We start from the raw sequence: 15,788 nt of genomic DNA, 5'->3' as shown, positions 1-15,788 counted from the left end.
TACATCCCTGCACTCAACACCCCGATGGCTGGTTGAGCGTATTCTGTGCGTTGTAAGGCAGCAATTTGGACATTCTTTTCTGCTTCTCCAAACACAGGATGAGGGAAAACGATTTCTGACAACGGCTGCAAATTATCTTTGAGCAACAGGCTATCCATATAACCATGAAGACGGCGCATCAAAGGAAAATTCATCACCAGTTCGCGTCCCATCTCCAAGTATTGCGAACCTTGACCAGAAAATAGAGAGACAACTTTTCCACCCAATTCCATACCAGAGGAACGGTAATAAATCCCTTGGGGATGCTCCCAAGATGCTGCTGTTCCTTTGTGTTTCAGCCACTCAATGCTAGTTTGCAGCAACTTGCAAGCTTCTTCCAGATTCTCAGCTACAAACCCAAATCTGGCAGCAGAAAGGGGAATTTGTTGTGATTTGCACTCATTGACTAATTGTGCGTAATGTGTGGGTGCTTCAGGCGATCGCAACTTACCTAAAATCTCTTCAGATTTGCTCAACAATTGGTCTACTGTGGGAGCAAACAACAGCACTTCACTAGCATCACTGTGTAAGCGGTAAGCGTTGTTTTGGTCGGCTTCATATTCTTCCAAAACTACGTGATAGTTGGTTCCGCCAAATCCAAAGGAACTTACACCTGCGCGTCTTGGTGCTTCCCCTTCTGGACGAATCCAAGGTCTTGTTTCAGTATTCAAATAAAAGGATGAATTTTTAATGTTGAGTTTGGGGTTTGGCTCAGTGATGTTAATTGTGGGCGGTAATACTTTGTGATGTAAAGCCAAAGCAGTTTTAATTAAACTCGCCGCACCCGCAGCCGCTTTTGTGTGTCCGATTTGCGATTTCACACTACCCAAAGCGATGTGCTGCTTTTTGTCATCATGCACATCAAAGAAGTCTTTTAAAGAACCGAATTCTGTCGGATCTCCAGCCATTGTGCCTGTACCATGTGCTTCCATCAAACCAACAGTAGCGGGAGAGAAGCCGGCATCTTCATAAGCGCGTTCTAACGCTTTAACTTGGCCTTCTTTGCGAGGAGCATAAATACTCTTATAACGTCCATCGCTGGAAGTACCAATACCTTTAATTACGGCATATATTTTATCGTTGTCTCGTTCAGCATCTTCTAACCGTTTGAGGACAATCATCCCGATACCTTCACCCAGCATCATCCCATCAGATTTAGCATCAAAAGGTTTGACATTTTCACTAGGAGAAACAGCCGGTGTTTTACTGAACGAGATGTAAGCCATGATGGTGTTGTCGGTATCAACACCACCAGTCAGCATCATATTAGAGCGATGCTCAACTAGTTCGCTAATTGCCATTTTTAAAGCACCAAAGGAACTAGCGCAAGCGGCATCAACTACGCAATTCATCCCGCCAAAGTTCAGGCGATTGGCAATTCTACCCGCGACTACGTTAGCTAACATTCCAGGGAAAGCGTTCTCATCCCATTTCACGTAAGCGCTTTTGATTTTATCAACGATTTTTTGGGTATCTTCATCGGATAAACCACTGCTTTTGAGTGCTTTTTCCCAAATCGGATATTCCAATCTGGCAGAAAGTGGCATTCCTAATTGCTTGGCCATCGCCACGCCTAAGATTACCCCAACCATCTCGCGGTTAAATTCACGTTTTTCGCCATAGCCAGCATCTTCCATCGCCTCTTTTGCAACCACTAAACTTAATAGTTGCGATACATCTGTAACTTCTAAAATGCTGGGTGGTATGCCGAATTCCATCGGATTAAAATCAACCTCTGGAAGAAAACCGCCTCTTTTGCAGTAGGTTTTATCCTCAGTAGTTCTGGGATTCGGATCGTAATAATCTTCGACGCTCCAGTGAGTGGAAGGAACATCAGTAATACAGTCAATTTTGTTTACTATATTTTGCCAGTATTCGCGCAAATTTCTGGCTTGAGGCAATAGAGAAGCCATCCCAACAATGGCGATAGGATTGTGTTGTAATTGTCTGTTAATTCTGTTGATTGACACTGATTTATCTGATTTCATTTTTTTTCCTTCGATAGACTTAATTACAGCCTGTTCACAATTATTTATCAGGCTCTCTAACTCCGTTAAGGCAGTATCAATTGAATAAGCAGACATAGGGCATAGTGAGTACTGTGGATTGTGTAGTTACAGTAATTTCTGTTGCCTACTAATAATCAAAAACTCTTGTTTTGTAAGCAGTTAGCTATTTTATATTTGCTAAATGCTTGTTTCCAAATCGACACCACACGATACATACTGCCAGGGTAAAGCTTTATGTTTCCAGGCGACTTTGGCACACTGCGTAGGCGTAGCCCGTCGTAGACATCGCAAAAAATCTTATCCAACGCTAGACTCTTGATATTGTGGCAATAGGTCGATGATGTTGTTAAAACTGGTAAAATAGTCTTGGAGTGTAATAGCTGCTTGACCAGTGAATTCAATCCATTTGTAATAGTAAAGATTTTGAGCAATAGTATCCTACTGGAGCGAAGAAAACTGAGGAGTAGCTAAGAAAACAGAAACATTTTTTCACCCGAAACCGTTTTATTATCTAGCCTAAATACAGCAACATAGCAGGTGTTAATAACAACGTTCTGTATCTAAATCAATGTCATAGCTAATTTCAACGTCCGGGATAATATATTTTATAGTATTTGACCCAGTAAAGTTGACAAGTTCGTTACAGAAAAGACACCACCTTTAATCCGAGTTTATGCAAATTGAAAAAGTAATTAAACAATCTCTAAGTAATGACAACGCAGTTATATTTAGTTACTTTTAATTTCAAAATATTAATTAAATAACTACTTTAAAGCATTGAATTAATAAAAACATTAGCATACTTTACAAAAACTAAATCATTACTTTAAAGTTATTTTATAAATAACCATATACTCTTATCGATATAAATTTTGAATAAATTTAGCATAGAAGTATAATTAACGACTAAATAAGTATATGAGGAATTTTGTTACCTACGGGTTAAACATAAATATTCGCTTGGTTAAGTTAACACTACAAATCTGCTGTCTAGTAAGTAACAATTCAATGAATACATAGATAAAGCCAATAACTATAAGTATTATTTTTCAGAGAAATATCATACTTGAGTCAAAATTGTTGGTTATTTTTTAATATAAGTCAAGTTAAGAAGGAAAGTGGTTATTTATAAAGCAAATATTAATTTTAAGTATGTTACTTGATAAACATAATACGGGTTAAATGAATCTTAAGTAAAAAGTAAACCCAAGCAAAGCTCAGATTTTGTATCTCATCTACCAACTGCTCCGTTTGCAATCAATTACAGAGCTAACAGCTTAAAGAAGTTGCTCTTACTAAAAATCGTTATAAGAATGTCTTATATTACACCACCTTGATAATAATAATCTGTTAGTAATATCAAATCTGCTTAATAGCGAACTATTTGTAGGTATTTAATTGCTAGACAAAAGATTAGCATCCGCTACATTTATTCAGTATCTAATCTTAAGGTGATGAAACATTTTAGTGATAGAATCAGGATTTATGTAAATTGAAATAATTGACAATAATCAATTTTTAGTCCATACTTAACAACAAGTTAATCCAGGTTTTGAGTTCATTTTTATTAGCGCTTCGTTGTTCTTGAAAGTTAAATTTTCTGACTAACGCTATTGTATTTTACGCTACTGGATTAGATATCAAATTAGGATATAACTTAGGAAGCTTTGAAGTAAGACGCCATTAATTTCCACGCCACAATAGTAGTTTGGGCGGTAAAAGCGTACAACAATTCATATAAAACCAATTTAGACCCATCGACTTGATTAAAGTAGAAAACCTAGAGGAAAAGCCCTCTTGGTAATTTGCGGATGAGTCTATTTTAATCGACTAAATATAACCAGGATATCCCTTAAAAAAACCAGAATTGGCATGAAAATATGGCAGTAAATAAAGAAAGTCGATTATTCACAAAACCCGTAGGCCGATCGCAAGTAATTTTAGCAGCTTCTCTCACTTTAGCGGCTGGATTAATCACTTTCTATAGTTTGACACCCTATTGGTCTAAACCTAAAGTTGTGACATCGCCAGCAAATCCTCCAAAAGCTGCTGCTCCTGCGAAAGTTGCTGTAACTGCTTTGGGACGTTTGGAGCCAGAAGGTGAAGTTACTTCTTTGACTGCTCCTGCTTCTAATAATGGGGTACGAGTAGACAGACTGTTGGTGAAAGAAGGAGATACGGTTAAAGCAGGGCAATTATTGGCCTATCTCGAAAACTATGGTCGTTCTAGAACCGCATTGCAACAGGCTTTAGACAAACTGCAAGTTGCCAAAGCTAAATTAGCACAGGTGAAATCTGGAGCTAAAACCGGAGATGTCGATGCTCAAAAGGCTGCGATCGCACGTTTAGAGCCACAATATAAAGGGGATGTTGCCACACAACAGGCGACAATTGCCCGCATCCAGGCGGAAGTAGACAACGCTCAAGCCGAAAATAATCGCTACCAGCAATTATATAAACAAGGTGCGATCGCAGCTTCTGTAGCAGATACCAAAGCTTTGCAACTAAAGACTACACAACAGCAACTAACAGAAGCCCAAGCCACTCTCAAGCGGACTCAAGACACATTCCAAGAACAACGTAAGCAAGCACAAGCGCAACTCACCAGTATTAGTGAAGTGCGTAGTGTAGATGTTCAAGTCGCACAAACCGAAGTCAATAGTGCCACAACTGCTGTTCAACAAGCAAAAGCTGACTTGGATTTAAGTTATATAAAATCTCCCATAAATGGCAAAATTTTGAAAATTCACGCCAAAACCGGAGAAGTCATCAGCACCAACACAGGATTTGCTGAAATTGGTAAGACATCTCAAATGTATGTGATTGCAGAGGTGTATCAAACTGATGTTCAAAAAGTGCGTGTAGGACAAAAAGCCACCATTAACAGTACTGCATTTCCTGGCACATTAAAAGGAACTGTGAAAGAAATTGGTTGGCAAGTTGACAAACAAAGCATCTTTAGCCTTAACCCTGGTTCAGATACAGACCGCAGAATAATTGAGGTAAAAATCTCCATCGATAATCCCGCAGATAGTGAGCGGGTGGCTCGTTTAACCAACTTACAAGTGGATGTCGCCATTCAAATATAGTCATTGGACATGGGGCATAAGGCATAGGACATTAGTCATGAACAAATGACAAATGACAAATGACAAATGATAAATAAATCCATGATTTTCAAAATTCCTTTAGCATGGCTACAGCTAGCCCAGCAAAAAGTTCGTTTATTAGTAGCTGTAGCCGGGATTGGTTTTATTGTGCTGCTAATGTTTGTGCAACTTGGTTTTCAAGATGCCCTCTATTCCAGTGCAACCGCAGTCCATCAAAATCTCAAAGGAGATTTATTTTTAGTTAGTTCGCAATATAAATCTTTGACCTCAAATCAAAGCTTTTCGCGGACTCGTTTGTACCAATCTTTGGGGTTTGACGGTGTGGAGTCAGTTAGCCCCATGTATTTGCAATTTGCCAAATTGAAAAATCCGGCAACTGGTGAGAAATATTCAATATACGTTATTGGTTTCGATCCAGGTAGACCTGTGATCAATCTACCGGAAGTTGAGAAAAATTTAGATAAACTCAAAACTCCCGATGTCATGCTTTTTGACCGGGGTTCTCGCCCAGAGTTTGGCCCAATAGCTGAAAAATTTAATGCGGGAGAAACTGCACAGACAATTGAAATATTTCCCTTCAATTCATTAATTGGTTATCGAGTAAGAATTGGTGGCTTATTCACATTAGGCCCTTCCTTTGGTGTAGACGGAAATTTACTTGTTAGTGACTCCACTTTCTTGAGGATAAATCCCAATACTCGTCCGGCAGATATGATCGATATTGGTTTGATCTCCCTCAAACCTGGTACTAATGCAGAAACAGTACTAAAAAATTTACAAGCAACTTTGCCTAATGATGTCCAAGTTTTTACCCGCCAAGGCTTTATTGATTTTGAAAAAAAATATTGGGCTGTCAGAACACCCATTGGTTTTATTCTTAACTTGATGTTGACAATGGCTGCGGTTGTCGGTGTGGTTATTGTTTATCAAATTCTTTACAGCAATATTGCTACACAGTTCGTTGCTTACGCCACTTTAAAAGCCATAGGCTACGCCAATAGCTATTTATTAAATGTGGTATTTCAGCAAGCTTTGATTTTGGCAATCTTAGGTTATATTCCAGGATTTATTACTTCTGTTTTGTTATATAGTTTTGCCGCAGAAGCAACTAAGCTGCCAATAATTATGACTACTAATAATGCAGTGATTGTCTTAACTTCAACAGTTTTAATGTGTATAACATCAGGAGCGCTTGCTATTAATAAACTCCGCTCCGCAGATCCAGGAGATATTTTCTAACTGATTCCTCGCTGCAAAGTAACTTGATGATTTGGCCAATATATGAATTGAAACCTAAGTATTAGTGCCACCTCTCCACAGAAAAATTCCTCTTATAGCAAGCCTAGATTTTAGATTAAAAGTATTTACCAATATTTAAATTTGGTACTACTTAAAGTTTTTTATCTAATAACTCAAATTCACCTATTTAACAATAATTACGATTTTATGAACCTCAAAGACAAAACTCTCCTAATTACTGGAATTAATGAATTTGTCGGTTTGCGTACAGCCGAGTTAGCCATAGCGCAAGGGATGAAAGTTCGTGGACTACAAAGTTCTACAGAACAGAACAAACAATTACAGAATTTAGGTGTAGAGGTAATTATTGGTAGTATTACCGATTCTACTATTGCTCAAAAGGCTTGTCAGGGAGTAGATATCGTTTTACATACAGAGCAAATTGCCGAAGAAGCTGGTGCAATTAAGCATTTTCGTGATGTGAATGTTGGCGGTACTGTCAATATAGCTAAAGCCGCTAAACAAGCTGGTGTCAAAACATTTGTGCATTTATCCAGTGTAATGGTTTATGGTTTCAATTATCCTGATGGTGTTACAGAATCCGGCCCACTTTCTGGCGAAAATAATCCCTACTGTCAAACGAAAATAGAAGCTGAAACAGCAGTTTTAGAACTGAATAATCCTCCAGATTTTGGCATCATTATTATTCGAGCCGGAGATGTTTATGGCCCTGGAAGTATTCCCTGGATAGTCAGGCCAATTCTGATGATGCGCCAAAAATTATTTGCTTGCGCCAATGATGCTAAAGGAGTAATCAATCATGTATATATAGATAACCTGATTGATGGCATCTTTCTCGCGATAGGAAAAGAAATTTACGGTGAAATATTTAATATCACCGATGGACAAGAAACTTCGTGGAAAGAGTATTTTATGCGTTTAGCAGCAATGGAAGATTTACAAGCACCCCTTTCATTATCGAAAGATGAAATTAAATTGTTTCTAAAGCTACGTGTTCAAGGACAAAAACTGTTTCGGAAAAAAGTTGATATCTTACCAGAGTCCATAGATTTTATGACTCGTCCCTATGCTTGTTCCATTGCCAAAGCCCAAAATCTGTTAAATTACAAACCAGCAGTTGACCTAGAGTTAGGTATGCAGCAAACACATGAATGGCTGCAAAAAACAGATATTCAAAGCTTAATGAAATAGTTTTTTGGGAGTAGGGAGTTATAAAAGTTAGAATAGTTGGTTGGATTGAGTGACGGTGAAATCTAACAAAACCTTCATAATGTTGAGTTTCGTTCCTCAAACACCACTTGCTTCTCCTGTCGGAGACGCTACGCGTAGCTTGCTTCCCCGTAGGGGTACAAGCCGGTAAACCCGTCCAACACAGTGGCTCCCCAACCTACCAAATTCTGATTTTTTACATTGCATCTACCTTACTACGATTAAGCGTAAACTAATCCACAGATTTTCCGAATACTTGTTTTCTATGAGTAGCAATCAGCCAAGATTGAGCATCGGATTACCTGTATACAATGGTGAAAAATTTCTCAAGGAAGCCATAGATTCACTCTTGGCTCAAACATTTGAAGATTTTGAGTTAATTATTTCAGATAATGCATCTACAGATAAAACTGAAGAAATTTGTAGAGCTTATATCGAGCAAGACCAACGTATTCATTACTACCGCAATGACAAGAATATCGGTTGTGCTGGTAACTTTAATCGCGTCTTGCAACTGTCATCGGGTGAGTATTTTAAATGGGCAGCCTATGACGATCTACATTCTCCAGATTTTATCAAGAAGTGTGTTGAGGTGCTTGACCAAGATCCTACTATAATCTTGTGTTATTCCCAGGCATATTTCATTGATGAACAGGGGAATTTTATCCAAAATTACGATATCAAAGTCAAGGCAGATGCACTAAAACCAAACGAGCGCTTTCACGAATTGCTGACTAAGCATTTATGCAATCAATGTTACGGGGTAATTCGCGCTAGTGCTTTGAAAAAGATACCACCTATGGGTGGTTACGGTAATGCAGATGGAATTCTTTTGTTAAGACTTGGTATTCTCGGTAGATTTTATGAAATCCCTGAATATCTGTTTTTCTTCAGAAGTCATCCGCAACAATCAATGAGTATGTTTTTCCCCAATTATTTGTTGTTAACAAATACAAATCAAAAATCATTCTTGAGTATGCTGCCCGATTTTTATGGCTATACAGTGTGGTTTGATTCAGCAAAGAAAGGACAAATTTTATTCCCACATTGGAGAATAATCTGGGAGTATATACTCTCTATATGGCGTAGTCCCCTGAGTTTGAATGAGCGGCTATGTTGTCATAGAAGTCTACAACAGCAGTTAAAAGGGACAGAATATCTTTTGCTGAAAGATTTGCTAAGTGTGCTGCAAGTACTTTGGAAAGGTTGGAAAACAGCATTTGTTAAAGAAGAGCAAGTCATTCTTTGAAAGAACCAGTTTATAAATAAAAGCTGGCGATGGCTGCGCCAACGTCTGTGACAAACGCAGCTTTATATCAACCCCAAAATTACCTATTCTGACTACAAAATTATGCTGAAACTATCTCAACTATCTCATGTTATGCTTGCTACTTTAGTGAGCATCAGCTTTGCTAAAACAGTGAACGCAGAACCAACTGCAACACTTAATGTTGTAGTAAATGGAATAAATCACAAAAAAGGTGAGATTTGCTTCCGAGTTTATGCAAATGAAAAAGGATTTCCAATGAGTAGTACTAGTGAAGCTCAAAGTGGCTGCGCTAAGATTAATGGCACTTCTGTAAAAAAAGAATTCTCCGGTTTGAAACCTGGTACTTATGCTGTCGCTGTGGTTGACGATCAAAATGGCGATCGCAAACTCAATAAAGACTTTTTCGGAATTCCCAAAGAAGGTTTTGGAATTTCTAAAAATCCAACTGTGTCTATACAAACAGGTACACCAAAGTTTCGTGATGCCAGTTTTGTTGTAAACAAAAACACAACAGTCAACATCATCATGAAATATTCGCTCGATTCCTAAAGGCGAGTGGGGAAAGAGGCAGGGGAGCAGGGGAGAAGTTGCAGTAAGTTTTTCCCCTTTGCCTCTTGTGCCCCATGCCTAATGCCCAATCCCTAATGCCCAATCCCTCATTCTGTCGGAGACTAAAAATTTAATGGAAGATTTGGCAATATTTCTGTCTAAGTCTTTGATGGGTTGGCTGGTTATTCAGGTGTGTTTTACGCTTGTCTTTATATGGTATCTGCGCTCGTCTAAAAAAAACTTATTACCAGACGATCAGTTACCCAAAACAGCAGTAATTCTTTGCTTACGTGGAGCCGATCCGTTTTTGCCTAGATGTTTGCGATCGCTCCTAAATCAAAACTATCCACAGTATGATTTAAAGTTGATCGTTGATAGCCACGAAGATCCCGCTTGGAAAATTGCTAGTGAAACCATCACTGAACAAGAAGCAACTAATGTTCAAATCAGCCCTTTGAGAATAGTACGCAACAATTGTAGTCTCAAATGCAGTTCTTTAATCCAAGCTATCCGTGAGTTAGATGACTCCTACAAGGTGGTTGCTTTAGTCGATGCTGATACTATAGTTCATCTCAATTGGCTCAGAGAATTAGTCAGTCCTCTAAGCGATGTGAAAGTAGGCGCAACAACCGGCAATCGGTGGTACGTACCAACAGGCAGGTATTGGGGTTCTTTGGTGCGATACGTCGGCAATGTGTCTACAGTAGTGCAAATGTTTATCTTCCAGATTCCTTGGGGTGGAACTTTGGCTGTGAAAACAGAAGTGCTTCGCCAAACAGAACTGCTAGATAAGTGGGGACAAGCTTTAGGCGAAGATTTTATGATGCACGACATCCTGAAAAAACATGGTTTTCAGATAAAGTTTGTGCCTTCGCTGCTAATAGTCAATCGTGAAGAGACTGATTTATTCAACTTAGTAGACTATCTCAAGCGGCTTATCCTTTTCTCTCGACTGTATCATCCCCGTTGGTTGGCTCTTGTGAGTGAAGCTGTTTCTAGCATTTTGTTTCCGACTTTACTAAGCGTGTTAGTTCTAGAGTCGCTGTTAGAGGCAAAATGGGAAGCTGCGGCTCTGTTGTTAGTCTGCTATGGAGTTTACACTGTCGGATTACTCTTGATAATGCTGGTGTTGGAATTAGAGATACAACGAGTGGTTCGCTCTAATGACCAGGCGATGCCTACCGGCAAGCCGTTACACGTCTACGCCAAATTATCAGCTGCTACAATCATTAAAATGTTGATTGGGATTCCCTTAACACAGTGGGTTTATGGGTTAGCAATGCTATCATCCCTGTGGACTTCAACAGTTACCTGGCGCGGTGTCAGCTATCGCGTTAAAGGGCCTTGGAATGTCCGCTTAGTGGAATATCGCCCTTATCAATGGTTGGATCAACCGATTAATAGCAAGGTTTCTCTTTGAATTAAATCGCTAAATATCAACTAGGGCATGAAAGTTATTACACTAAACATTCCCTAGTATTCAAATTATATTATCTTATATTTAGTAAAACTATATTAGCTATAACCCTTGTCAAAATATACGTTTTTACTTGTTGATTACCAAAACGTATTGACATTTTTTGTAAAGGTTTAGACAAATATATTAAGGGGAATTTTGACTTAGCCTTTTGGATGTTTTGATAGTTTCTAACCCAGGTTTATATATGGGTTTGCAATTGAGTCTATTTAATCTCCAACCTTTTCCCTACTTCTCTCTAACTCTCTCCTAAAAAGCTACGGTGTACACACATCTTGGTAATGAAGCTCAAACCCTAGATTTACCCCCCTTAATCCCCCCTTATAAAGGGGGGAGACCGGAAATTTATCTAGTTCCCTCCCCTTTATAAGGGGAGGGTTAGGGTGGGGTAAAACCCGTGTGTATACCGTAGCCTAAGAAAATAGGAAAGCGGAAAACCTTTGTTGCTGTCAGGGGAGTGCCTCAAAGCATCTCTTCTAAAAAGAGAGAGATCGGACTCTATTGCACACAAACGAGAAGCACTATAAACATCCACTTCAAAATCGAAAATTTCAGCTATTTGACAATGCGTAAATCCTTAGTCTAACTGTATTAGTGGGAATTTCTGACTCAAATAATCAGGATGTTCATGAAACATTTGCTGCGTAAATCCTAAGTTAAAAACCAGCAATTTTGTGAAATATTCCCCTTTATTATGACTAAGCAAAAACTTCGCATTGCACTGTTTACAGGGTTGTACGCTCCTTTCTTAACTGGTGTTTCCGTGGCAGTTCACCAACGAGTTCGTTGGTTGCTAGAGCAGGGACATGAGGTTTTTCTAATCCATCCACAAATCAACGATCGCTACCCCAAAAATGTTGGCGATCGCCCCATGCCAGGTTTGGAGGAAATTCAATCTTTTTCTAATTTCTCTGCTTATGCGTTCCCCACAGAACCACTGGTATTTTACAAGTCTCTTCCTCAACCGTTGAACTATCGGCATTGGAGCGATACCAAGCTATTAGAGAAATTCAAACCCGATATTATCGTGGTTGAAGAAGCAGCCCAAATGAGAGGTTTATACTCATTTTTCTTGCAAGGTTATGGTCGCCCAATCGGCACTCAATACGCAAAACGAACAGGCACGCCAATAATATCACTCTTCCATACAGATATTGTTGCGTATATCAAATATTACTTTGGAGAGCGATTTTTCAATTTGGTTCGTCCCATCGTTCCCGTTTTAGTTAAGCAATTTAGTGAGTCTTATGACTTCAATTACTTCTCTTCTAAAGAGCAACTGACTAAATACGAAGAACTGAAATGCCAGCGCGCTGAATACGTCGCTTATCAAGGTATCGATTGCGAAAAATTTCACCCGCGAAACATTTGTTACGACCCAATTCCTAACGATAACCGACCAACTCTGTTGTTTGTCGGACGCATCACACCCGAAAAGAATGTCAATCAATTGCTTGATATCTTTCCAGTCATAGCTGCTAAAATTCCTGATGTCCATCTGGTGATTGTTGGTAGTGGGCCGCTAGATGAAGAGATCCGTGAGCGTGCTAAAAAGTTTGGATCGGGTATTACTGTATGGGGTGAGTCTCACGGTACAGAACTTCTAGGTTGGTTTGCCAGAGCAGATGTTTTTGTCAACCCCTCCGTCACCGAGAACTTCTGCACAACAAATAACGAAGCATTAGCGTCTGGAACACCTCTGGTTGCTGTTTTTGCACCATCAACTTCAGAACAGGTATTTCCTGGTCGTAACGGCTTCCTCGCCCAACCTAACAATCCTACAGATTTCGCCCAAAAGGTAATTGCGATTTTGGAAAATCCCGGTTTGAAAGCAGATATGACTAGACACGCTCGCCCCTCTATACTCGAATTTGATTGGTCAGCGTGTATGCAGAAATTTGAACACAAACTTTACCAAATCGTTGAAGGAGCGCAGAAGGTTGAGGTAGATACAGGCAGTATAAGACGATAACAATCACAAACACGGCGATCGCTAGTATTTACATTATTAGCGATCGCTAATTAGTGACATTGCATCGACTTACAAAAATTAATCCACTCTATTAAGTTGTGCGATAAAACTTACAATTTGGTCAAGCTAGTTTTAGCACCATGCCACCCATGCAAAATTGGCATAGTAAACAATCCCCACGCCAAACCCGTAATCAACCCAAAAGGCGTAACCAGATAGTTATTAAAACTCCACAAGCCAAAAACCTGTGCTGCTAATTCCAAAGGATAAGCCATCATTAGCACACTTGCGATCGCCACACCACTCCAGCCATATTGATTTAACCAGTAAAATCCCTTACCACCAGTTATCCCATACAACAGACGAGTAATTAGCAAACCCGTGACAGTGCCGTAGCAGCGCATACACACAGCCATAATAAACGGTGGTGCTAAATCTAACCCCATATCTGGTTGCGGACAGACATGATTACCCATGAAATAAATGATGTCCGCAATCCCAGGAAGCAAAGACACTCCAGACGCAGCCAAAAAGGGAGCAATAGGCGGGCCAAAAACCATTCCTACCAACAAGAAATCAGCTATAAAACTGACCCAATTAACCTGCAATTCACTGAAAGCTACTCTTGTCATTTTCCTTTCTTCTCCTATCGGAGACGCTACGCGAACGCGCCCTTCGCGTCTTCGCGGTTCGTTTTCCTAACCTACCTTATTTACATAAGGACTTGTCAACTTATCCAACTGCTGAATCAACAGACTGAGGAACAAACCCACATCTGTCACCACACCCACCGATTCTACAGAACCGCGATCGCTTAACTTAGTCACTACAGCTGGATTAATATCGACACATACCATTTTCACTCCTGCCGGAGTCATATTTCCCACACCAATGGAGTGCAGCATCGATGACAGCATTAAAATCATCTCTGCACCTTCTAGGTGTTTGGCATATTGCTCCTGTGCTTGAATCAAATCCATTACGGTATCAGGCAAAGGCCCGTCATCCCGAATCGATCCCGCAAGCACAAAAGGCACATGATTGTGGACGCACTCATACATCACGCCACTTTTAATTGCTCCCGCCTCCACAGCTTTGGGAATGCTGCCATAACGACGGATACTATTAATTACCTTGAGGTGATGGCGGTGTCCTCCATGTACGGCGACACCCCGCTTCATGTCTACACCCAAGGAAGTGCCCATGATATTTTGCTCGATGTCGTGAACTGCGATCGCATTACCACCCAGCAGTGCTTGTACATATCCTTCCCGAATTAGTTGCGCCAGGTGTTCGCCGCCGCCAGTGTGAATCACCACTGGGCCAGCCGTGACAACTACTTTACCACCAGCATCACGGATTTTACGCAATTCCCAAGCCACTTGCTCAACGACTAATTCCACACGCCGTTCGCTGGAAACTCCTGCCGACATAAAGCTGAATTCTTGAGTGCTGCGGAGTTCCCGCGATTCAGTTTTGCGGATGGTGCGGATACCTAAAACATCTACGATTACCTGTTCGCCAACTTTTAAATCGCGGAGTATTTTACACCGAGCTACAAAGCCATTGGCAGTTTCGGTAATGGCGATCGCGCCATCCATCCGCTGATTTTCTACCTTTATCCACTGACCATTAATTCGCACTTCCGTGGGATAAATTGTACTGACGTAGAAATCATCAGGCGCAACGCCATCTTGAATTACCGGCTCCAGTTTGGCATCTCGCTCATCATGGGGTAAATCTACAGCACCCAAATCAATCAATCGGGAGATGATTTCTTCCATCACCTCATGGGATGGTGCTGATACTCTCACCTCGGCGGCTGAAGTACTTTGGCGCTGTTCTCCCAAGTTGAAATTCAGGACTTTGAAACTTCCCCCAGCATCTATAATCAAATCCAAAGCGCGGTTAATTAAGCCAGCATCTAACAAATGTCCTTCCATGCGAATGACACGGCTTTCTACCGAGACAGTGGCATGAATTTCATCTCTAACTGGTTCTGTAACCCGCAGAGTTAAGCATTTAGCCGCCCCACCAGCTTTGAGAAATTCCGTCAGCGGCGTTTCTAACACATGGAAACCTGCATCCGTAAGACGGTTTTTCAAAGCATCACTCGTCTTGTTCATGATGACAATGCTATCCACATTCACCGCATTACAAGCGAAGTTGACTGCATCAGCTTCTTCAATTGCGATACGCTTTTCGGGTGCGACTCGCATTTCAATTAAGCGGTTGGAGTAAGAATCAAAAGCACCGGGATAGTATAGCAAATAGCCATTTGCTAAAGGACAAAAACAGGTATCCAAGTGATAGAAACGTTCGTCTATTAATCGTAGGGATAGCACCTCAATATCCAGCCATTTAGCTAGATAAGGGTGAGAATCTAATTCCGAGCGGAAACCGTATCCCGCCCATAACCAGCGTCCTTCCCGATCCAGTAGTGCGTCTCCTGCTCCCTCAAAGGGCAAATCTTTGGGAAGTTCATTGACTGTATAACCATTTGCCTCAAACCATTGCTTGAAGAAAGGCTCCTCTCCTTGACGCTCTTTGTGTAAAAAGCGGCTGAGGACGACATTATCGCCCAGAACTAAGCCAGCATTGGCGGTAAAAACCAAATCAGGCCAGCCTTTTTCAGGTGGTACTAAATCTACAATGGCGTGTTGTTTAAGGATTTGATGTAGTCGCTGCCACTGTTCCACGGCGCGATCGCGCGATGACTTATGAATATTCCCTTCCATCCAAGGATTAATCACATAGTCCACATCGTAGTGGTCAGGAGGGCACATTAAAAAGCGAATCCGGGAAGTCATAAAAATCTTACAAGCGTTTTATATGCTACAAGCTTACTTTGAATACAGACTTTTGTTTTTTTACAGGTAAAATCTGCTACTAA

General features: G+C 40.4%; 10 protein-coding genes and 1 pseudogene. 7 read left to right on the top strand and 4 right to left on the bottom strand.

Going from position 1 to position 15,788, the window contains the following annotated elements; genetic code table 11:
* The coding region (locus tag RMY16_RS27425; protein ID WP_322739014.1) for a beta-ketoacyl synthase N-terminal-like domain-containing protein at positions 1-2,123 on the bottom strand (2,123 nt) is incomplete at its 3' end.
* Positions 2,124-2,345: 222 nt separating this feature from the next.
* Positions 2,346-2,608, bottom strand: a pseudogene (locus tag RMY16_RS27420) (hypothetical protein).
* 1,320 nt (positions 2,609-3,928) lie between these two features.
* On the opposite strand from RMY16_RS27420, the gene RMY16_RS27415 reads away from it, so the two are divergent.
* From RMY16_RS27415 to RMY16_RS27385, 7 genes are all read left to right on the top strand, one after another.
* Positions 3,929-5,137 (top strand): ABC exporter membrane fusion protein, encoded by a 1,209-nt coding sequence (locus RMY16_RS27415; RefSeq protein WP_322739013.1) that lies wholly within the window; start codon positions 3,929-3,931, stop codon positions 5,135-5,137.
* A gap of 81 nt (positions 5,138-5,218) precedes the next feature.
* A complete protein-coding gene (devC, locus tag RMY16_RS27410; RefSeq protein ID WP_322739015.1) occupies positions 5,219-6,397 on the top strand; it encodes an ABC transporter permease DevC in 1,179 nt (392 codons plus the stop codon).
* A gap of 207 nt (positions 6,398-6,604) precedes the next feature.
* Positions 6,605-7,609 (top strand): NAD-dependent epimerase/dehydratase family protein, encoded by a 1,005-nt coding sequence (locus RMY16_RS27405; RefSeq protein WP_322739012.1) that lies wholly within the window; start codon positions 6,605-6,607, stop codon positions 7,607-7,609.
* A gap of 283 nt (positions 7,610-7,892) precedes the next feature.
* Positions 7,893-8,876, top strand: coding sequence for a glycosyltransferase family 2 protein (locus RMY16_RS27400; RefSeq protein ID WP_322739011.1), 984 nt, complete (start codon positions 7,893-7,895; stop codon positions 8,874-8,876).
* A gap of 102 nt (positions 8,877-8,978) precedes the next feature.
* Entirely contained in the window at positions 8,979-9,446 is a 468-nt protein-coding gene (locus tag RMY16_RS27395) for a DUF2141 domain-containing protein (RefSeq protein ID WP_322739010.1), read from the top strand.
* A 133-nt stretch (positions 9,447-9,579) separates the two neighbouring features.
* A complete protein-coding gene (locus RMY16_RS27390) occupies positions 9,580-10,866 on the top strand; it encodes a glycosyltransferase family 2 protein (protein ID WP_322739009.1) in 1,287 nt (428 codons plus the stop codon).
* Positions 10,867-11,617: 751 nt separating this feature from the next.
* Positions 11,618-12,895, top strand: coding sequence for a glycosyltransferase (locus tag RMY16_RS27385; RefSeq protein WP_322739008.1), 1,278 nt, complete (start codon positions 11,618-11,620; stop codon positions 12,893-12,895).
* Positions 12,896-13,005: 110 nt separating this feature from the next.
* Here the strand turns inward: RMY16_RS27385 and RMY16_RS27380 are convergent, their stop codons facing one another.
* Both RMY16_RS27380 and RMY16_RS27375 read right to left on the bottom strand, forming a co-directional pair.
* A complete protein-coding gene (locus RMY16_RS27380; protein ID WP_322739007.1) occupies positions 13,006-13,527 on the bottom strand; it encodes a DUF2085 domain-containing protein in 522 nt (173 codons plus the stop codon).
* A gap of 66 nt (positions 13,528-13,593) precedes the next feature.
* Entirely contained in the window at positions 13,594-15,705 is a 2,112-nt protein-coding gene (locus tag RMY16_RS27375; protein WP_322664180.1) for a TIGR00300 family protein, read from the bottom strand.
* Positions 15,706-15,788 lie beyond the last annotated feature (83 nt).

The organism is Nostoc sp. DedQUE12b, assembly GCF_034530835.1.
Classification (GTDB): domain Bacteria; phylum Cyanobacteriota; class Cyanobacteriia; order Cyanobacteriales; family Nostocaceae; genus Nostoc.
This window is presented reverse-complemented; position numbering and strand designations above follow the sequence as displayed.

Coding starts and splice junctions, on each gene's coding strand:
- RMY16_RS27415 (WP_322739013.1), top strand. CDS start 3,929: ATGGCAGTAAATAAAGAAAGTCGATTATTCACAAAACCCGTAGGCCGA.
- devC (WP_322739015.1), top strand. CDS start 5,219: ATGATTTTCAAAATTCCTTTAGCATGGCTACAGCTAGCCCAGCAAAAA.
- RMY16_RS27405 (WP_322739012.1), top strand. CDS start 6,605: ATGAACCTCAAAGACAAAACTCTCCTAATTACTGGAATTAATGAATTT.
- RMY16_RS27400 (WP_322739011.1), top strand. CDS start 7,893: ATGAGTAGCAATCAGCCAAGATTGAGCATCGGATTACCTGTATACAAT.
- RMY16_RS27395 (WP_322739010.1), top strand. CDS start 8,979: ATGCTGAAACTATCTCAACTATCTCATGTTATGCTTGCTACTTTAGTG.
- RMY16_RS27390 (WP_322739009.1), top strand. CDS start 9,580: ATGGAAGATTTGGCAATATTTCTGTCTAAGTCTTTGATGGGTTGGCTG.
- RMY16_RS27385 (WP_322739008.1), top strand. CDS start 11,618: ATGACTAAGCAAAAACTTCGCATTGCACTGTTTACAGGGTTGTACGCT.
- RMY16_RS27380 (WP_322739007.1), bottom strand. CDS start 13,527: ATGACAAGAGTAGCTTTCAGTGAATTGCAGGTTAATTGGGTCAGTTTT.
- RMY16_RS27375 (WP_322664180.1), bottom strand. CDS start 15,705: ATGACTTCCCGGATTCGCTTTTTAATGTGCCCTCCTGACCACTACGAT.